This window comes from Actinoplanes sp. NPDC019969 (genome assembly GCF_055562375.1).
The window spans coordinates 25,619-44,667 of record NZ_JBVHFK010000023.1 but is presented as its reverse complement, the minus strand read 5'-3'; the positions used below and the strand labels follow the sequence as shown (position 1 = coordinate 44,667).

The 19,049-nt window shown below is 72.1% G+C and carries 16 protein-coding genes; 10 read left to right on the top strand and 6 right to left on the bottom strand.

From position 1 onward, the window contains the following. Positions 1 to 80: 80 nt before the first annotated feature. On the bottom strand, positions 81 to 1,256 hold the full coding sequence (locus ACZ3II_RS41365; protein ID WP_465525950.1) for a macrolide family glycosyltransferase: 1,176 nt from the start codon (positions 1,254 to 1,256) through the stop codon (positions 81 to 83). A 107-nt stretch (positions 1,257 to 1,363) separates the two neighbouring features. On the opposite strand from ACZ3II_RS41365, the gene ACZ3II_RS41360 reads away from it, so the two are divergent. Then, positions 1,364 to 1,987 (top strand): TetR/AcrR family transcriptional regulator, encoded by a 624-nt coding sequence (locus ACZ3II_RS41360; RefSeq protein ID WP_465525948.1) that lies wholly within the window; start codon positions 1,364 to 1,366, stop codon positions 1,985 to 1,987. On the opposite strand, the gene ACZ3II_RS41355 is transcribed toward ACZ3II_RS41360, so the two are convergent. Continuing rightward, positions 1,920 to 2,804 (bottom strand): ion transporter, encoded by an 885-nt coding sequence (locus ACZ3II_RS41355; protein WP_465525946.1) that lies wholly within the window; start codon positions 2,802 to 2,804, stop codon positions 1,920 to 1,922. The genes ACZ3II_RS41360 and ACZ3II_RS41355 overlap by 68 nt on opposite strands. 34 nt (positions 2,805 to 2,838) lie before the next feature. Further along, the gene (locus ACZ3II_RS41350) at positions 2,839 to 3,786 is read right to left on the bottom strand and encodes an NmrA/HSCARG family protein (protein WP_465525944.1); all 948 of its coding nucleotides are present in this window, start codon (positions 3,784 to 3,786) and stop codon (positions 2,839 to 2,841) included. Positions 3,787 to 3,991: 205 nt separating this feature from the next. On the opposite strand from ACZ3II_RS41350, the gene ACZ3II_RS41345 reads away from it, so the two are divergent. Beyond that, a complete protein-coding gene (locus tag ACZ3II_RS41345; RefSeq protein ID WP_465525942.1) occupies positions 3,992 to 4,504 on the top strand; it encodes a hypothetical protein in 513 nt (170 codons plus the stop codon). Here the strand turns inward: ACZ3II_RS41345 and ACZ3II_RS41340 are convergent. Both ACZ3II_RS41340 and ACZ3II_RS41335 read right to left on the bottom strand, forming a co-directional pair. Further along, the gene (locus ACZ3II_RS41340; RefSeq protein WP_465525940.1) at positions 4,473 to 5,933 is read right to left on the bottom strand and encodes an alpha-amylase; all 1,461 of its coding nucleotides are present in this window, start codon (positions 5,931 to 5,933) and stop codon (positions 4,473 to 4,475) included. The two genes, ACZ3II_RS41345 and ACZ3II_RS41340, sit on opposite strands and share 32 nt — an antisense overlap. Next, positions 5,911 to 6,093 carry a hypothetical protein gene (locus ACZ3II_RS41335; RefSeq protein ID WP_465525938.1) on the bottom strand — a complete coding sequence of 61 codons (183 nt, stop codon included), beginning with the start codon at positions 6,091 to 6,093 and terminating at the stop codon, positions 5,911 to 5,913. Before ACZ3II_RS41335 ends, ACZ3II_RS41340 begins: the two co-directional genes overlap by 23 nt. Positions 6,094 to 6,266: 173 nt before the next feature. On the opposite strand from ACZ3II_RS41335, the gene ACZ3II_RS41330 reads away from it, so the two are divergent. The 4 genes from ACZ3II_RS41330 to ACZ3II_RS41315 are packed head-to-tail and all read left to right on the top strand — an operon-like array spanning position 6,267 to position 11,388. Then, the gene (locus ACZ3II_RS41330) at positions 6,267 to 7,535 is read left to right on the top strand and encodes a pyridoxal phosphate-dependent aminotransferase (protein ID WP_465525936.1); all 1,269 of its coding nucleotides are present in this window, start codon (positions 6,267 to 6,269) and stop codon (positions 7,533 to 7,535) included. A gap of 37 nt (positions 7,536 to 7,572) precedes the next feature. Continuing rightward, positions 7,573 to 9,573, top strand: coding sequence for an ATP-binding protein (locus tag ACZ3II_RS41325; RefSeq protein WP_465525934.1), 2,001 nt, complete (start codon positions 7,573 to 7,575; stop codon positions 9,571 to 9,573). 20 nt (positions 9,574 to 9,593) lie between these two features. Next, positions 9,594 to 10,799 (top strand): ATP-binding protein, encoded by a 1,206-nt coding sequence (locus ACZ3II_RS41320; protein WP_465525932.1) that lies wholly within the window; start codon positions 9,594 to 9,596, stop codon positions 10,797 to 10,799. Between the two features lie 16 nt (positions 10,800 to 10,815). Beyond that, on the top strand, positions 10,816 to 11,388 hold the full coding sequence (locus tag ACZ3II_RS41315) for a hypothetical protein (protein ID WP_465525930.1): 573 nt from the start codon (positions 10,816 to 10,818) through the stop codon (positions 11,386 to 11,388). Between the two features lie 61 nt (positions 11,389 to 11,449). Here ACZ3II_RS41315 and ACZ3II_RS41310 read toward each other — a convergent pair whose 3' ends face one another. Next, a complete protein-coding gene (locus tag ACZ3II_RS41310) occupies positions 11,450 to 13,459 on the bottom strand; it encodes an ATP-binding protein (protein WP_465525928.1) in 2,010 nt (669 codons plus the stop codon). A 192-nt stretch (positions 13,460 to 13,651) separates the two neighbouring features. On the opposite strand from ACZ3II_RS41310, the gene ACZ3II_RS41305 reads away from it, so the two are divergent. From ACZ3II_RS41305 to ACZ3II_RS41290, 4 genes are all read left to right on the top strand, one after another. Further along, complete coding sequence (locus ACZ3II_RS41305) at positions 13,652 to 14,815, top strand: S8 family peptidase (RefSeq protein ID WP_465525926.1); 1,164 nt, start codon at positions 13,652 to 13,654, stop codon at positions 14,813 to 14,815. A gap of 121 nt (positions 14,816 to 14,936) precedes the next feature. Continuing rightward, the gene (locus ACZ3II_RS41300) at positions 14,937 to 16,280 is read left to right on the top strand and encodes an NAD(P)/FAD-dependent oxidoreductase (RefSeq protein WP_465525924.1); all 1,344 of its coding nucleotides are present in this window, start codon (positions 14,937 to 14,939) and stop codon (positions 16,278 to 16,280) included. 131 nt (positions 16,281 to 16,411) lie between these two features. Next, positions 16,412 to 16,831: a response regulator gene (locus ACZ3II_RS41295; RefSeq protein WP_465525922.1), complete on the top strand. Its 420-nt coding sequence runs from the start codon at positions 16,412 to 16,414 to the stop codon at positions 16,829 to 16,831. Positions 16,832 to 16,871: 40 nt separating this feature from the next. Next, entirely contained in the window at positions 16,872 to 19,007 is a 2,136-nt protein-coding gene (locus ACZ3II_RS41290) for an ATP-binding protein (protein ID WP_465525920.1), read from the top strand. Positions 19,008 to 19,049 lie beyond the last annotated feature (42 nt).

Sequence of the window (19,049 nt, the reverse complement as noted above, 5' to 3'; positions counted from 1 at the left end):
AGGCATAAGCCTACTTTATACAAGACAATAGGCGTGAAGCAACAGCGGAAGCCGGTGAACGTTCGTGGACAACGCACTAGCTATCCGGCCAGCGCGGCTTCGATCAGGTCGGCTGCCCGGTCGGCGCCGCCTGCCGCGCGGGCCTGCCGTTTCAGCTCGGCGCTGCGGGCGAGCACCGCCGGGTCGCCGGTGAGGTCGAGCAGCGCCGAGCGCAGTTCGGCGGCCGTGACGGTCGCGGAGTCGACGACCCGGGCGACCCCGAGGGCGGCGAGCTGCTCGGCGTTGGCGAACTGGTCGGCGGCCTGCGGGGCGGCGATCATCGGGGTGCCGCAGTAGAGGCCCTCGCTGCTGCCGCCCATGCCCGCGTGGGTGACGAAGGCGTCGGCCTGCTCCAGGACGGCGAGCTGCGGCACCCAGGACCGCACCTCGACGCTGTCCGGCACCGGGCCCAGCTCGGCCGGGTCGACGTGCTTGCCGATCTGCAGGACGGTGTGCCAGCCCGGCAGGTCGCCGAAGGCGGCGATCGCGCGGCGGTAGAACTCCGGCTGCCTGGTGAACTCGGAACCGAGCGAGACCAGCAGGACCTTCTCCGCGCCGGCCGGGCGGGCCCAGGGGCCCTGATCGGAACGGTCGCCGAGGACCGGCCCGACGAAGCTGTAGACCGAACGGTCCACCCGGTCCGCGTTCGGCTGGAGGGCCTCCGGCGGGAGGACCAGGCTGCGTACGGGGCGGCCCTGGAACGCGAGGCTGTCGGTGACCGACGATCCCTCCGCGGTCAGCCACGCGGTGAACCGCTGGTAGTAGGCGGCGCCGCGCGGGTCGGCCCGCATCGCCTCGATCATCGGCGCCATCTCCTCCTCGTACCCCGCCCAGGCCACGTACGTCGAGGAGAGCTGGATCGCCGGGATGCCCCACTGCTCGCCGAGGAGCCGGGCCGGGGCGCCGGCGATGTCGTACAGAAAAAGGTCCGGCTTGTCGTCCTGATAGGCGGCCCGCAGCTGCGGCAGCATCGCGATCGCGTCGTCCAGGAAGAAGGTGAGGTGGTCGATCGGGTCGTCGCTGCCGGCGCCGCCGTCGGCGGGGAGCTTCGACACGTACGGCCGCAGCTCGGCGCCGGTGCTCTCGACGACGTCCTGGAACCGGGCGTCGTTGGCGTAGGTGACCCGGTGGCCGCGCCGCACGAGCGTCCGGACGATCTCCAGGCTCGGGTTGACGTGCCCGTGGAACGGAATGCTGACGACGGCGATATGCGGCATGCGATCCCCTTGACTAAGACGAGACGTTGCGTCTCGCTTGAACGAGGTTCGCACACCCGCACCGTGCCGTCAAGACGAGACGTTGCGTCTCGTTATAGAATTTCGGCGTGACGCCCCGACGCAACGAGAACTCCCGCCGCGCGATCCTCGCCGCCGCGCTCGAGCTGCTGGCCGAGACCGGCTATCCCGCCGTGACCATCGAGGCCATCGCCGCCCGCGCCGGCGTCGGCAAACAGACGATCTACCGCTGGTGGCGCGGCAAGGGCGCGGTCATCCTGGACGCCCTCGCCGACGGCCTGCCCGGCACGATCGAGCTGCCCGACACCGGCGACCTGCGCGCCGACCTGCGGGCGGTGCTGCGGGCCACGGTCGCCGAGTTCGCCGACCCGCGCCTGTCCGCCACCACCCGCGCCCTCACCATCGAGACCCTCGCCGACGACGAGCTCGCCGCCCAGGTCCGCGACCGCCTGCTGCGCCCCCAGCTCGACGCCGTCCGCACCCGCCTCGAATCCGCCCGCACCGCCGGGCAGGTCCGCGCCGACGCGCCCCTGGACCAGGTCGTCGAGCTGCTGTTCGGCCCGCTCTACCACCGCTGGCTGCTGCGCACCGGCCCGCTGACCGACACCTACGCCGACGGCATCGTCGACCTGGCCGTCGCCGCCGTCACCCCGCGCGGCCCGGGGCACGGGCATCCACCGGCTCCGGCGGCGGAAGCTGCTGCGGGATCGTGAGCTGCGCCTCCAGGGCGTCCAGGGCTTCGCGCAGCTTGGCGATCTGGTGGTGCGGGGAGTGCTCGACCGGGATGGGCGGGCCGTTCCGCTTGCCGCGGCCGGCGGCCCGTTCGGACTCCGCGGCCTCCTGCAGCGCGGTCAGCACCAGCCCGACCAGCAGGTTCGTCAGCAGGTAGCAGGCCATCACCATGTAGGACACGTAGTACGGCACGGCGAGCGGGGTGACCTCGCGGCCGGCCGCCAGGATGTCGGTGATGCCGTCCAGGGAGAGCAGCAGGAAGAGGCTGAGCATGGCCTGGCCGACCGTGCCGTACCGCTCGGGCTGGGCCGTGCCGAACAGCATCCAGCCGACCATCGCGTACCCGTAGATCACCAGGACGGTGATCAGCAGGAAGCTGCCGAGGCCGGGCAGGCTGCGCCGGATGCCGACCAGGATCACCCGCAGGCTGGGGAAGAGCCGGAACGCGCGGACGATCCGGGCCAGGCGCAGCAGCCGCAGCACCGTCACGTTCTCGCGGATGCCGGGCAGCAGCGGGGCAACGAGGATGGCCAGGTCGAACAGGTTCCACCGGTCGCGGAAGAAGCCGGACGGGCGGTCCAGCGAGGCGCCGAACCGGATCAGCAGCTCCACCGCGAAGCCGGTGACGCACAGGTGCTCGACGAACCGCAGGAACGGTCCCGCGGCGGCCTCGATCCCGGAGTAGGTCTCCAGGCCGAGGCACGCCGCGTTGATCACGATGACCGCGAATCCGGCGATGCTGAACCAGGGTGCGCCGACGATTCCCAGGCAACGTGCGGTCAGGTCGCGGATGAGCACCGCTGGATCTTATGCGGTGGTTCCTACCCGTTTGTCACGCGGTGGGAATGGTGTGACCGTTCGCGGCGAGCCACTGGTCGAAGGTCTGCAGCTCCGGGTTGAGCCGGCGGACCTCGGCGAGATCGCGGACGCCGGTGAAGTAGTCCTCGAACTCGGTGTAGTACTGCAACATGTTGCCCGCCTCGTCGGCGCCGGGGAAACCGAGACCACGGTAGGCGTCGTGGGTGAGCGGGCGGTAAACGACTGGCTCACCGACGGCCCGGGTCAGCCCGGCCGCGATCTGCTCGCCGGTCAGATGCTCGCCGGCGATGTGGACGGTCCTGCCCACGTACTCGTCGCCGGCGCGGAGGATCCCGTACGCCGTCCTGCCGATGTCCTCGACCGCGATCCCGGCGAGCCTGCTCTCCCCCATCGGCAGGCTCAGCGTGAGCACGCCGTCCGCGTCGCGGGTGGCGCCCCAGCCGTTGGCGAGGTTCTCCCAGTAGAAAGTGGTCCGCAGGAACGTGGTGGGCACCCCGGCCGCCCGGAACAGCTCGTCCGCCTCGGCCTTGGCGTCGAAGTGCGGAACCTTGTACTTCTCCTGCAGGGTCGGCATCCTGGCGTCGTCCACCGCGATGTGGTCGCGGGTGTCCTCGAGGGTGGACCAGATCACGTGCTTCAGGCCGGCCCGCTGGGCGGCGCCCGCCAGGTTGGCGGCCTCCTCCAGCTCCTTCTCGGCGGACATGTGCGCCCAGAAGTTAGTCACCAGGAAGGCGCCGTACGCCCCGGCGAACGCCCGCTCCAGGCTCTCGGCGTCGTAGTTGTCCGCCTCCACCACCTCGGCGCCGAGCTTGACCAGCTCTTGGGCGCGGGGCGAGGTGGTATCCCTGGTCAGGGCCCGGACCGCGTACTCGCCGGACTTGTCGGCCAGGATCGCCTTGACCAGTCCGCCGCCCTGGGAACCGGTGGCGCCGACAACCGCGATGATCTTCTGCTGGCTCATTCTGATCACTCTCTCCGTCTCCGGTGAGGGGCTCTGTCCGCCTCTCGTGACCCGCTCAACCGGAGTCAGGAATCGATAATTCCCGATGCGATGAGACGGCGGTCACGCCTCAGGAGCCGCCTTCGACACCCGTTCACCGTGACCCTGCCCCGGTAGGCGAGGCGCGGACTGCCGTATTGACGCGTGTGGCTGTCACCATGATCTCGTGAGGAAGACCATTCGCGAGATCGCGTGGGGCTTGATCGCGTTCGTCGTGGCGATCGGGCTCTACACCGCCTACGAGGGCCTGATGGAGTGGCGGTTCGCTCTGCACGCGGTGCGCACCGACGCGCGGATCGGGCACGCCACCGTCGCCCCCGAGTGGACCGTCGAGTTCCAGTGGGACGGCCTGCTGCACACCGCGCTGACCGACCGGCTGTCCGGGTCGCCGATCGAGGGCGACCGGGTCGTCGTTCTGGTCGATCCGGACGACACGAACCGGGTCACCTCACCGGACATGACGCTCGACGACTGGTCCGACCTGCCGGGATTCATCGCCGTGGAAGTGTTGTTCCTGACCGGCTCGATCCTCGTCCTCCGGTTCGTCCCCGCGGAGGGACCCCCGGGCAAGCCGATGCCGTACGCCGCCAACCGCGCCGACCGGCGCCGGGCCGAGCGCGTTCAGCGGGCCCGGCACGCCCGGCGGATCAGGCAGGCTCGACGCTCAGGACGTGGGTAGCCCACGCCGGCAGATCGACGAAGAGGCCCTCCCGGGAGAGCTCGTCGCCGTCGCGGTCGAAGACCCTGCCGTCGAGCAGGTCGGTGAGTTCCCAGGAACGGGTGGCCAGGCCGGGCCAGGGCAGGCGGACGCGGGCCTGGGCGGGCCGGTCGCCGAAGTTGACGACGATCAGGTGGCGGGCACCGCCGTCGTGCCAGGACCAGGCCAGGACGTCGCGGTGGGTGGGGTTGTCGGGCCAGCCACCGGTGTCGAGCAGGCGCCATTCGCCGTGCCGAATCCGGGCCGCGACGGTGAGCAGCCGGCGGTGGAAGGACCGCAGCTCGGGGTCGGCCGGCTCGTCGGGGTACCGGCCCAGGAACACCGGCAGGTGGGTGCGGCGGCCGTCGAACTGACCGTCGTGCCAGAGGGTGCCGCCGGGCAGGGTGGCGACGGCGACCGCGGCGGCCCGCCCGCGCCCGCCGGGGATCGCGGCGGCGGCGCGCGGCTCGTCGTGGTTCTCGGTGAACCGCAGCAGCCGGTCCTGGTACCCGCGGTCGGCGAGCAGGTGCTTGCGGACCGAGGCGGCGTCCTCGTGGGCGAGCCGGTCGTACAGGCGCTTGTCGTAGCAGAAGTCGAAGCCCTGTTCCTGGAGCATCCACTCGGTGTCCCAGTAGGCCTCGGCGATCAGGATCAGGCCGGGGTGGACGGCCCGGACCCGCTCGATGATCGGTGGCCAGAACTCCTCGGCGGGCGCCGGGCCGGCCCGGTCGCCCCAGGTTCCGGCGAAGATGTCGTTGGTGACCAGCATCGCCATGTCGACGCGGACGCCGTCGCACTGCTCGCCGATCCGGGTCAGCAGGTCGGCGGTGGCCGCGCGCAGGCCCGGGTCGAACGCGTTGAGCTGGGCGACGTCCGGCCACGGCGGGAAGTACGGGTCACGGCCGAAGGCGAGGACCCGGCCGTCCGCCGCGAACCAGGCCCGCGGGTCGGTGTCCAGGTCGTCCGGGGTGCCGTGGACGAACCATTCCGGGTTCTCGACGGCCGCCGGGTGGTCCGGCGCCACATGGTTCGGCACGTAGTCGAGGATCAGCCGCAGGCCCCGGCGGCGCAGCTCGGCACGGGCCGTGGCCAGGCCGTCCGGGCCGCCGAGCCGGTCGTCGGCCCGGTACCGCCGGACGCAGTACGGCGAGCCGACCACATCGGCGTCGGCCAGGTCCGGCAGGGCGGCCCGGAAGGCGCGCTGGAGCAGGTCGTTCTCCCGGGCGACGGCCAGACCGGCGGGGCTGCGCTCCCAGACGCCCATCAGCCAGACCGCGTCCACTCCGGGGGCGGCGATCTCGTCCCACACCTCGGCGGGGACGTCGGCCAGGGTGACCGGCCTGCCGTACCGCCGGCTCAGCCCGGCCAGCCACGGCCAGGTGCCGATCTCATAGATCACCGGCGCGGTCATGATCGCCCCCTTCGCTCCTCCCCACCTTTTCATGATCGGCGGCCGGCCGCACGGCCCCGGTGCTCCCGCCGTGCCGCGGCTCGGCGTCCGCCGGGCTCGCCGTCATCACCGCGCCGAACACCACCGCGCCGGCCAGCCCCACCCTGATCAGTCCGCGCATCCTCGTCCCCCATGTCGTGACAGCCACCTTCAGGGGAGAACGAGCTAGTTGATCAATCGTGGCGGGAGGCGATCCTTTCCCGCGACTTAAGGATCGGCGAAATCGTGAACGATCGGACGAGCGGGCCCGTACCGACTGGCGGCAACGTCACCGAACGGGTTCGGGAGGACACTGTGGCACGCACCGGCATCGATACGTCGATCCTGCACAAGGGCTCGCACAGCGCGTCGTACTTCGACGTGGCACGGGCCGCCGGTGAGGGCGTCGAGATCGTCGACTTCTGCATCCCGTGCAACCCGTACTTCCCGACGCCGGAGATGTTCGACGAGCTCAGCCGGGACCTGAAGAGCATCCTGAAGTACTACCCGAGCGACTCGGCGGCGATCACCAAGAAGCTGGCCGCGGTGCTCGGCCTGCACCCGCAGACGGTGGCGATGGCGAACGGCTCCACCGAGCTGATCACCTGGATCGACCACCTGCTGATCAAGGAGAGCGTGGCGATCCCGATCCCGACCTTCGGGCGCTGGACCGACCAGCCGCTGGAGACCGGCAAGCGGGTGGACATGTTCCCGCTGCAGGAACGCGACGGGTTCCGGCTCGACCTGGAGGAGTACGTCCGGTTCATCCGGGAGCGCAAGTCCCGGGTCGCGGTGGTCTGCAACGTCAACAACCCGGACGGTCACTACATCCCGCGGCGGGACGTGATCCGGTTCATGGACGCGCTCAGCGACCTGGACCTGGTCGTCGTCGACGAGTCGTTCATCGACTTCTCCGACGCCGAGCGGTACCCGTCGGTCGGCCCGGACGCGGTGATCCGGCCGAACGCGGTGGTGCTGAAGAGTCTCGGCAAGAACTTCGGCCTGCACGGCATCCGGTTCGGCTACATGCTGGCGAACCCGGCGATCGCCGGGAAGATCGCCAGGATGCTGCCGAAGTGGAACCTGAACTCCCTCGCCGAGAAGGTCGTCCACATGATCTCCGACCACGAGATGGAGTACGAGGAGAGCCTGCGCCTGCTCAGCCGGGACCGCCGGTCGATGGGCCGCGAGCTGCAGCGCGTCCAGGGCCTGACAGTCTTCCCGTCGCAGGGCAACTTCTTCCTGGTCAAGCTGCCGAACGAGTGGTCCGGCACGGCGCTGCGCGACTACCTGGTGGCCAACCACGGCATCATGACCCGGGAGTGCGGCAACAAGCTCGGCATGACCAGCCAGTTCATGCGGCTCGTGGTGCGCCCGGCCGCCGACGTGGACCGGCTGGTCGACGGCATGATGGACTACGCGCAGCGGTTCCACAGCCGGTCCGTCTACGACGCCGATCCGCTGGAGAGCAGCCGGTCCCGGTGGGCCGAGACGGCGTACGAGGACCAGCCCGACAACCTCATCCCGTACCCCAGCCACCGTGCCGGGGCCGACTACACCGCCCGCCGCGCCGCCGCGAGCTGACCCTCAGTCCCCCCGGCTCCCCGCCGATAGGTGAGGAGTGACGTACGGCAGGTCGCTGGCACGCACGGGTCTGTTCGCCCTGGCGTACCTGCTGGCTGTCCTCGCCGGCCGCCTCACCGTGGTGGACGGCCGCAACCTCAGCCTGGTGTGGCCGGCGGCCGGGATCGCCGTGGTCTGGTTCTGCGCCCAGCGGAAGGCCCCCGCTCGCTGGGCGGACGTCGCCGCGCTCGCCCTGGTCACCGTGCTGGTGAACACGGCGACCGGGGCGACGCCGGCCATGGCGGCGGTCTTCGTCCTCGCCAACCTGATTCAGGTGGGGGTGTTCCTGCGCCTGATCAACCGCTGGCGGCCCCGGCTCTGGGACGACGGCCTGCACCGGACCCGGGACCTGTGGGCGCTGCTGGCCGCCGCGTTCGCCGCCACCGTGGCCGGCGCCGCGGTCGGCCCCACCGGGCTGTGGCTGCTCACCGATCACTACTCGTGGCCGTCCACGTTCGTCTGGCTGGCCCGCAACACCGCGAGCATGCTGCTGATCGGCGCGGTCGCGCTGTGCGGCGGCCAGATCGCCGCCTGGTTCCGCCGGGGCCGCCCGCTCCGCGGCCCGCGCGCCGCCGAGGTCACCGCCCTGATCGTCTGCTCGGCGAGTGTGTACCTGGGCACCTTCGCCTACAGCCGGGGCCTGCCGATCGCGTTCACCCTGCTGGCGGTGACGATCTGGGCCGGCGCCCGGTTCCCCACCGCGTTCGTGGTGGTGCACGACCTGGCGGTGGGCATCGTCTCGGTGCTGTTCACCCTGGCCGGCAACGGCCCGTTCGCCGCGATCGACGACCCCACCACCCGGGCGTTCGTCGGCCAGCTCTTCGTCGCCATGGTGGCGGTGATCGGGCTGACCCTGGCGCTGGGCCGCAACGAGCGGGAGAACCTGCTCGCCGAACTGGCCGCGGAGAAGGCGCAGCTGGCCAGAGAGCGCGAACAGGCGTCCGGGCGGGCCGACCTGCTCCAGACGATCATCGACGCGACCTCCGACGGCCTGGTCGTGCTGGACGCCGGCGGGCGGGTCCGGCTGCGCAACCCGGCGGCCACCCACCTGCTCGGCCGGTTCACCGGCCTCGACGAGCTGCTGCTGCACCCGGACGGCACGCCGCTCACCCTGGACCTGGCCGGCCGGGACGTCCCGGAGACCGACGTGCTGGTCCGGCACAGCGGCCGGATCCTCAGCGTGCGCGCCGCGGCCCTGCCCGACCCGGACGGCACCCGGAGCGCCGTCGTCCTGTTCCACGACGTGACCGCCGAGCGCCGGCACCGCGACGAGCTGGCCGGATTCGCCGGGGTGGTGGCGCACGACCTGCTCAGCCCGCTCACCGCGGTCACCGGCTGGGCCGAGGTGGCGGCCGCCGCCCTCGACATGACGCCGGCCCATCCGGCGGCCGATCAGGCCCGCGACGGCCTGGCACGGGTGAGCCGGTCGGCGGAGCGGATGCGGTCGCTGATCGACGGGCTGCTCGACTACACCACCGCCCGGGACGGGGAGGTCGCCACCGAGACCGTGGATCTGGGCGCGATGGTGTCCGAGGTGACGGTGGCCCGGCTGGACGCGGCCATCGCGGGCGGGTTCCCGGCGCCCCGGTTCACCGTGGGCGACCTGCCCCGGGTCCGGGCCGACCCGGTGCTGATGCGGCAGTTGCTGGACAACCTGATCGGCAACGCGATCAAGTACACCGCCCGCGGGGTGACGCCGTCGCTGACCGTCTCCGCGACCATCGTGGACGGCATGGCGCACGTCTGCGTCATCGACAACGGCATCGGCATCCCGGCCGGCCAGCACGACGAGATCTTCGGCAACTTCCACCGGGCACACACCACGCAGGGGTACGCCGGGACAGGTCTCGGCCTGGGCATCTGCAAACGGATCGTGGAACGGCACGGTGGAACGATCACCGCGTCGGACAACCCGGGCGGCGGCTCCCGCTTCGTCTTCACGGTTCCGGTGGCCGCGCGCGAACCGGAACCCGTCCCTGATTCCGCTCAGCTCCTCTGAGCCACCGCCGAAGAGCATTCGTGGAGCGCGAACGCCGGGACGCCGACGAGCAGGCCAGGCTGCAGGCCCTGCGGTCCTACCAGGTGCTCGACCGGGCCCGGCCGCCCGTCCTGGACGATCTGACCCGGCTGGCCGCCTCGATGTTCGACACCCCGATGGCCGCGATCTCGCTGGTCGACCGGGACCGGCAGTGGTTCGCCGGCAGTCACGGCCTGGCCGACGAGCAGACCCCGCTCGACGTGTCGTTCTGCAAGCACGTCGTCCCGTCCGGGGAGCCGCTGATCGTGCCGGACGCCACCCGGGACAGCCGGTTCGCCGGGCTGCCCAACGTCACCGGGGCGCCGAACATCCGGTTCTACGCCGGCGCGCCGATCATCGACGAGGACGGGCACACCCTCGGCGCCATGTGCGTGGTCGACGACCGGCCGCGCGAGATCGACGAACGTCAGGTGCGCAACCTGGTCACCTTCGCCGGGCAGGCGTCCACCCAGCTGGCGGCGATCCGCAACCGGCTGCGGATGGCCGACCTCGGCGACGAGCTGGCCCGCGCCTCGCAGCGGGAGGACGATCTGGTCGCGACGATCACCCACGAGCTGCGTACGCCGGTCGCCTCGATCCAGGGCTACCTGGAGATCCTCGGCGACCAGGCCGCGGATCTGGCCCCGTACCACCGCCTGATCGAACCGATCCAGCGCAACGGCGAACGCCTGGTCAGCATGGTCGACCACCTGCTCGCCGGCACCCGCCCGGACGAGGCCCCGCTGCCCGCCCCGGTCGGCACGGTCACGCTGGAGACCGTCGTCGACGCCGCCGTGCACACCTGCCGGCCGCTGATCGCGCTGCGCGCGGAGAACGTCCGGAGGGAGCGGGACGGCGCCGTGCCGGTCCGCGCCGACCTGGCCCGGCTGGCGCACGCCGTCGCGCAGCTGCTGCGCAACGCGCTGCTGTTCACCCCGGCGGACCGTCCGATCACGATCGGCACCGGCAGCCGGCCGGGACCGTCGGTGACGATCACCGATGCCGGGATCGGCATCCCGGCCGACGAGCTACCGTACGTCTTCGACCGTTTCTACCGCGGCCGGCACGCCCGTGAGCAGGCCGTTCCCGGGGTGGGCCTGGGCCTGACGATCGCCCGCAACATCATCCAGGCGCACGACGGCACGGTCACCGTGACACCGGAGGCCGGCGGTACCGTCGCCCGTGTGACTCTGCCCGCCTGCGCCTAGGTCTTAGGCTAGACAGATGGCTCAGCCCGGCGGGATGCACGTCGACGCCATCGTGTCCGTGATCCTGCGCCGGCTGGCCGAGCAGCACCGCGTCGTCCCGGAGTACATCGTCCGGGACGCCATCGACGCCGCGCTGCGCCGCCGCCTGCCGGGCGCGCAGCTCGTCCCGGCCGACGTGGCCGAGGAGCTGATCAGCGGGTTCTGCGACGGCATCGCGACCGCCGAGGACGACTCGGCGACCATGCCGGCGGTGCTCAGCGGCGACGAGACCGGGCGGCTGATGACGGCGCTCGGGCTGGCCGTGCACGTGGCCGCGTTCAACCTGGACCGGGACCGGCTGCACGTGGCGCAGATCCTCAACGGGGCGGCTGCGGCGCTGGTGGCGCTCGGGTCGGCGGCGCGGGCCGCGCACGCCGACGGGACCTCGGCGGTGCTGCTGTCCCCGGCCACGCTACGGACCGTGCGGACCACCGTGATCGGTGTCCTGCAGGGCCTGCAGGACCGCGGCTGGCAGGCCCGGCACCTCGATCAGAACGCCACCACGACCCTGTTCGGCGGCGTCCTGGACATGCTCGGCGCGGTGCCCTGAGAACCCGCGTGTGGAGTTGCGGGCGCGTCTGACGGCCGAACCACACACGCGGGGTTCGCGGTCAGCCGGTCGGGGCGAGGGCCCGGGCGTACGCGGAACGGCCGGCCGGCAGCGTGAAGGACATCCGGGTGCCCTGGCCGTACGGATTGGCCATGGCCTCGATCGTCCCGCCGTGCCGTTCCACGATCCGCTTGCAGATCGCCAGCTCCAGACCGGTGGCGCCGCTGCCCTTGTCGCGGTGGAAGTTGGTGAAGATCTCGTGCCGGGTGCCGGGCGGGATGCCGAGGCCGTTGTCCAGGATGTCGATGCGCAGCAGCCCGTTCGGCGCCGGCTGGCAGGAGATCGCCAGGTACGGCGCCACCCCGGCGGCGATCGTCCGCAGCGAGTTGTCGATCAGGTTCTCCAGCAGCTGGCGCAGCAGCACCGGGTCCGCCTCCACCGGGTCGAGCCGGCCCACCTCGAAGTACGGCGGCGCCGCCCCGCTGCTGTCGGCCTGGTCGAGCCGGCTGTTGACGATGTCGCCGACGAGCAGCGCCAGGTTGACGGTGGTCGGCATCAGCTTGCCGTCGCGGGCCGCGGTGTAGGCGAGCAGCCCGTTGAGGAACGTCCGCATCCGCGCGGCGGCCCGCTGGATCCGGACCACCCGCTCGGCCGGCTGGTACCCGGCCAGCTCCTGTTCCAGGACCTCGGACCACCCCTCGATGGTGGTCAGCGGGTTGAGCAGGTTGTGCGCGACCCGGCCGGAGAAGGACATCAGCTCCTCGCGGTGCCGCCGGTCGGCGGTGACGTCGTGGAAGACCACCACCACGTGGTACGGGCCGGCGCCGAGCGCGAGCCGGGCGGTGTTGAACCGGACGATCCGGCCCTCCGGCGCGGCCCCGTTGCGGACCAGCACGTCCATCGGCTCGACCTCCTCGCCGGCCAGCGCGCGGGTGTGCGGCAGCTCGGCGTCGGTGAGCGGGGTGCCGTCCGGGCGGAAGAAGCCGTGGTCGCTGCCGAGCGGCACCGTCCCGGAGACCGCGCTGGCCGCGCCGAGCAGCCGCCCGGCGGCCGGGTTGCGCAGGACGAGACGGCCGGTGTGGTCGAGGATCGCCACGCCCTCGGTCATCGAGTTGACCACCGTGCTCATCATCGTCGCCTTGTCGGTGGCCTCCTGTTCGGAGGCCCGCAGGCGTTCGATCAGGATGTCGCGTTCGGCGCAGGTCAGCGCGAGGGTCAGCCCGACGCAGCCGACGACCCCGGCGAAGAGCTGGATGAGCAGGCCGCGGACCGCCAGGTCGGCGACCGTCGCGTAGGGACCGATCCCGGAGCGGGTGCACAGGCCGGCCACGGTGGTGAACACCGCGGAGTGGGCGAGCACCACCGCGGCCGGCATCCGGATCGCGGCCCACACGGTCAGCGTGATCAGCACGAACCCGATCGGCAGCTCCTCCTGGAAGCCGAACACGTACCAGTAGGCGGCCGCCGAGGCGGCGAAGATCGCGGCGCACTCCAGCCAGCGGGCCCGCGGCACGGCCCGCAGCTCCTGCCCGCGGTCGCGCAGCAGCAGCACGGCCCGCCGCACGACCACGCCGAAGAGCAGGACGGCGACCACGTCCCGGGCCAGCCGGGTGACCACGTCGACGGGTGTCCAGCTCTGGTGCAGACTCAGGCCGCAGACGGTCCAGAGCAGGGTGCCGGACGCCGCGCTGAGCGTCGCGCAGAGCAGCACCCGCCACAGTTCGGCCAGCCGGGACAGCGGCGGCCCGTCCTCCTTGCCGGCCCAGGGCAGCCAGCGCTCGTACGCGTACGCGAAGACCAGCGCCCCGCCGACGGCGGCGACCGACTCGGCGACCGTCTCCTGCCATCCGGTGCCGGCCAGGAACATCCCGCCCGCGGTGAGCGCGCCGACGGCGGACGCCTGGGGCAGGCGCCACCGGCTCATCACCAGCCAGATCGCCGCGACACCGGCGGCCGGCCACAGCATCGGCATGCCGGAGGCGTCCAGCGAGGTGCGCGCCCCGGCCGCCACGGCGGCCAGATGGAGCGCCGCGAAGCCGAGAACGGGCGGTACGGCCATCGGAAGTCTCATCGGCTCGCCTCGTATCGGGATGTGACCCTTTCCTCCCCCTTGTCGGCAACCGTGCCGAAACCCTGAGCCGGAGATATATCTATTTCGATATCTAGGCCACCGCCTCCGCCGCGCTTACGCTCGCCGTGACGCTGTCGAGTGACGAGCATCTATCCCTGTGCTCACCGTCGGCAGGCGCGAGAGAGGAAGATCATGGCGATTCGACGACCCGGCCGGATCCTTGCCGCCGGACTGTTCGCACTGGCCACGGCCGTCGTGGCGGGTGGCACCCCGGCCACCGCCGCCCCGGCGACCGGCACCGTCCGGCTGGCCGGCGGCGCCGACGCTATCCCCGGCAGCTACATCGTGGTGCTCAAGGACGGGGCGACCGCCGAGGTCGGCAAGTCCTACGGAGCGAAGGTCCAGCGCGGCTTCGGCAAGGCCCTCCACGGGTTCGAGGCCAGCATGACCGATTACCAGGCCCGGCGCCTGGCCGCCGACAAGAAGGTGGCGTACGTCGAGCAGAACCGGGTGATCTCGCTGGCCGCCACGCAGACCAACGCGACCTGGGGCATCGACCGGATCGACCAGCGGGCCCGGCCGCTGAGCACCACGTACACCTACCCGGTGACCGCCTCCAACGTCACCGCGTACATCATCGACACCGGCATCCTCTACAGCCACAGCCAGTTCGGCGGCCGGGCCACCCCCGGGTACGACGCCGTCGGCAGCGGCGCGGTCGACTGCAACGGCCACGGCACGCACGTCGCGGGCACGGTCGGCGGGTCGACGTACGGCGTGGCCAAGGCGGTCAAGCTGGTCGGCGTCCGGGTGCTGAACTGCTCCGGCTCCGGCACCACGGCCGGGGTCATCGCCGGCGTCAACTGGGTCACCCAGAACGCCGTGAAGCCGGCGGTCGCCAACATGAGCCTCGGCGGCGGCGCCAGCACCACCATCGACACCGCGGTGCGCAACTCGATCGCGTCCGGCGTCACCTACGCGGTCGCGGCCGGCAACTCCAACGCGAACGCCTGCAACGCCTCGCCGGCCCGGGTGCCCACCGCGATCACGGTCGGGTCGACCACGAACACCGACGCCCGGTCCAGCTTCTCCAACTACGGCACCTGCCTGGACATCTTCGCGCCCGGCTCGTCGATCACCTCGGCCTGGCACACCGGCAGCAGCGCCACCAACACCATCAGCGGCACCTCGATGGCGTCCCCGCACGTCGCCGGCGCTGCCGCGCTCGTCCTGTCCCGCAACACCGGCTACACCCCGGCGCAGGTGGCCTCGGCGCTCACCACCAACGCCACCCCGAACGTGGTGACCAGCCCGGGCACCGGCTCCCCGAACCGCCTGCTCTTCGTGGTCCAGTAACCCGCGACGACACGGCTCCGCCTTTTGTGACAGCGATGATCAGTGATGATCATCGCTGTCACGCGAGGACTTCCAGCCCCGGGAAAAGGGTTCTACTGGAGGTAGCGAGGAGCGTGATCTCATGATCGAGCAGGCACAGGCACGGCACCGGGTCGTCGTGATCGGAGCGGGTTTCGGCGGCAAGTACGCGGCCCGCGCGCTACGGAAGGCCCCGGCCGACGTCACCGTGATCAACGGAACCAACCACCACGTCTTCGAACCGCTCATCTACCAGGTCGCCACCGGTGTCCTGTCGCCCGGTGAGGTCGCCACCCCGGTGCGGGAGCTGTTCCGCGGGCAGCCGAACACCGAGGTGCTGCTCGGCTGGGTCACCGACGTGGACGCGGTGAACCGCACGGTCACCGCCACCGCGCCCGGCGGAACGCCCTACCAGGTGCCCTACGACACCCTGATCGTGGCCGCCGGCACCGCCCAGTCGTACTTCGGCAACGACAGGTTCGCCACGTACGCCCCCAGCCTGAAGAGCATCGACGACGCGGTGGAGCTGCGCTCGAAGATCCTCACCGCCTTCGAGATGGCGGAGCTGTCCACCGACCCGGCCGAGCAGGAGCGCTGGCTCACCTTCGCGATCGTCGGCGCCGGCCCCACCGGCGTGGAGCTGGCCGGCCAGATCGCCGAGATCGCCCACCGCACGCTGCCCGGCGAGTTCCGCCGGATCGACCCGGCGCAGGCCCGCATCGTGCTGATCGACGCGGCCGACCGGATCCTGCCGACGTTCAGCCCCGGCTCGTCCGCGTCCGCCGCGGCCCGCCTCCGCCGGATCGGCGTCGAGATCCGCCTGAACACCAAGGTCACCGACGTGGACGCGACCGGCGTGACGGTGGACGGCGGCGAGCGCATCGCGACGATGGTGAAGGTGTGGAGCGCCGGGGTCGCCGCCGGCGCGCTGGCCGCCCGGCTGGCCGCCGCGACCGGCGCGGAGACCGACCGCTCGGGCCGGATCAAGGTCGAGCCGGACCTCACGCTCCCCGGGCACCCGGAGATCTTCGTGGTCGGCGACCTGATGAGCCTGGGCCGGCTGCCCGGCGTCGCGCAGGTCTCCATCCAGGGCGGCGGCTACGTGGGCCGGCTGATCCGGCGCCGGCTCACCGGCAAGCCCGCCGGCAAGCCGTTCCACTACGTCGACAAGGGCAACATCGCCACGGTCTCCCGGTTCTCCGCGGTCGCCGACCTGCGGGGCGTGCGCCTGGCCGGACTCGCCGGCTGGCTGCTCTGGCTCGGCGTCCACTGGGCGTACCTGCCGAAGGGCCGCAATCGCGCCAGCTCGCTGATCCGCTGGGCCACCGTGTTCCTGGGCCGGTCCCGCCCGGAACGCGCCGTCACCGCCCGCCAGGCCGGTCTCGCCACCCCCACCCCGGCGGACGCGGCGACCGCCGCCGAGGAGCGCGTGCCCCAGCTGAGCTGACCGGTCACCCCCGGCGGGGAATCGGCAACCGGTTCGCAACGGGGATTTGCCTGGCGAGGGCCGCGGGCGGGCCGATTGCTGCGGTCAACCTCGCGGCGCATCGCCGCCCCGCCAGAGAACCGGAGACTCCCATGACGGCCCTGATGGACATCACCCCCGTTCTCCCGCACACCGCCACCGGCCCCATGGTGCTCGTGGTCGACGACGACGAGAGCGTTCGTGACCTGGTCACCTTCAAGCTGCAGATGGCCGGCTTCCGGACGCTGACCGCGGCCGACGGCTGCACCGCGCTGACAGTGGTCGCCGAGTCCCGCCCGGATCTGGTGGTGCTGGACATCGCGATGCCGGGGATGGACGGGCTGAGCGTCTGCTACCGGATGCACGCGGACCCGGCGACCGCCGAGATCCCGGTGATCATGCTGAGCGGCATGGCCACCGACACCGACATCGACCTGGCGTTCGTCTCCGGCGCCGAGGAGTACCTGCCGAAGCCGGTGAACCCGGGTGAGCTGGTGCGCCGGGTGAGCTGGCTGCTGCCGCCGCGGCACTGAGGGGCTCAGCAACGCCCTGGCAGCGCCCGATAGGGCAGAGGTGAGCAGGAAGCGGGCCACCGTCACCGCGCTGGTGGCGGCGGTGGGGTGCGGGGTGACGCTGGGTGTCGGCGCCGAGCTGCGACGCCGGGAGGACGTCAGCGGCACGGTCCAGATGGACCGCCGCACCGCCGCCGCCGCCGACGCGGTCCGTTCGGAGACCCAGCGGTACGTCGACACGCTGCGCACCGTGGCGGCGGCCACCGGGGCGCAGCAGGAGCTCACCGGCGCCGAGTACGCGGCCCTGACCGCCCCGCTGACCTCGATGAAGCTGGCCGGCGCGACGTCGATCGCGTTCGTCGTGCCGACCGGTGACGAGCACGTGGCCGCGGTGCAGGAGCGGTGGCGTTCGCGCGGGATGCCGGATCTGGAGCTGAAGCCGTACGGGCGGGGCGATCACCTGTTCACCGTCTTCCGGACCCCGCTGGACGGCAGCAGCGCCGTACCGCCGGGCCTGGATCTGATCCGGTCCGAGGCCGCGTCGGCGGCGATGGCCGAGGCCCGGCGCAGCGGCGAACCGGCCGTCTCGGACACCTACCACCTGCTCGTCGACCAGTCGCTGCCCCCGGAGCGGCAGCAGAACTCGTTCGTGCTGGCCGCCCCGGTCCGGCAGGACGGCGAGCCGCGGATCCTGGGCTGGATCGTGCTGGGCGTCCGCGGGCAGGACTTCATGGGCGCCACCATGGCGCAGGCCGGGCAGGGACTGCTCGACCTGTCGCTGCACGCCGTCGACGCGGAACGGCGCGAGGTCACGGTCGCCGCGCTGCCGGCGGCGACGTCAGGGGACCGCGACCTGCGCCGGGCCGTGACGATCGGGGTGGCCGACGGCAACTGGACGTTGCGGGTGGCAGCGGTCAGCGACCACCTGCCGGGGGCGGCGAGCAGCCTGCCGGCGGCGATGGTGCACGGCGGGCTCACCCTGACCGCGCTGCTGACGGCCCTGGTGTGGGTGCTGGCGACCGGCCGGGAGCGGGCCGAGGCCCGGGTCCGTTCGGCGACCGCGGAGCTGAAGGCCGGCGAGGAGGAGTCGCGCCGGCAGGCCGGGCTGTTGATGGCGGTGCTGGAGGGGATCAGCGACGGCGTCGGGGTGGTCGGCCCGGACGGCCGGTTCCTGCTGCACAACCCGGCGGCGCGGCGGATCCTCGGGCGGCGCGAGGACGCTGCCGGGCCGGCGGACTGGAGCGAGCATTTCGGGTTCCACCGACTGGACGGGGTCACCCCGGTCCCGGTGGCGGAGCTGCCGCTGAGCCGGGCCCTGGCCGGGGAGAGCTGTGACCAGGTGGAGATGGTGGTCCGCAACGCCGGCCATCCGGACGGCCGGGTGATCAGCGTGTCGGCGCGGCCGATCGACACCGCGGCCGGGGAGCGCGGCGCGGTCGCCGTCTTCCACGACATCACCGAGCGCAAGCATGTGGAGACGGAGCTGCGCGGGTTCGCCGGTGTGGTGGCGCACGACCTGAAGGCGCCGCTCACCTCGGTACGCGGGTACGCCGAACTGATCGTGGACGCCCTCGGGGACGGCGATCTCACCCCGTCCGGCCGGCAGCACGCGCTGCGCAGCGCGGGCAAGGTCATCGACGGCGCGAACCGGATGCAGACGCTGATCACCGAGCTGCTGGACTACACCGCGGCCCGGGACGCGACGCTGCGGGTCGCCGACGTGAGCCTGCGGGAGCTGGCGGACGACGTGCTGGCGGCGCGGGACGACCCCGCCGCCCTCGCGGACGTCTTCGTCGGCCCGCTGCCGCCGGTGCGCGGCGACCGGGTGCTGCTCCGGCAGGTGCTGGACAACCTGGTCGGGAACGCGGTCAAGTACACCCCGCCGGGCCGGGCGCCGCGGATCGACGTGACGGCCGAGGCCGGCCCGGACGGCACGGTCCGCGTGCAGGTGGCGGACCGCGGCATCGGCATCCCGGACGGCGAGCACGCCGCGGTCTTCGACAGTTTCCACCGGGCCAGCAACGGTACGGCGATGCCCGGCACCGGCCTCGGCCTGGCCATCTGCCGCCGGATCGTGGAGCGGCACGGCGGCCGGATCGAGGCGCTGCCGAACCGGGGCGGAGGGACGATCTTCACTTTCACACTGCCCGCCACGCCCGCGGCCCAGCCACAGTGTGAGAACGTGCACATATTCTAGTTAACCTCCTTGATTGATAGGAGTTGCCGCACTTGAGCTCCA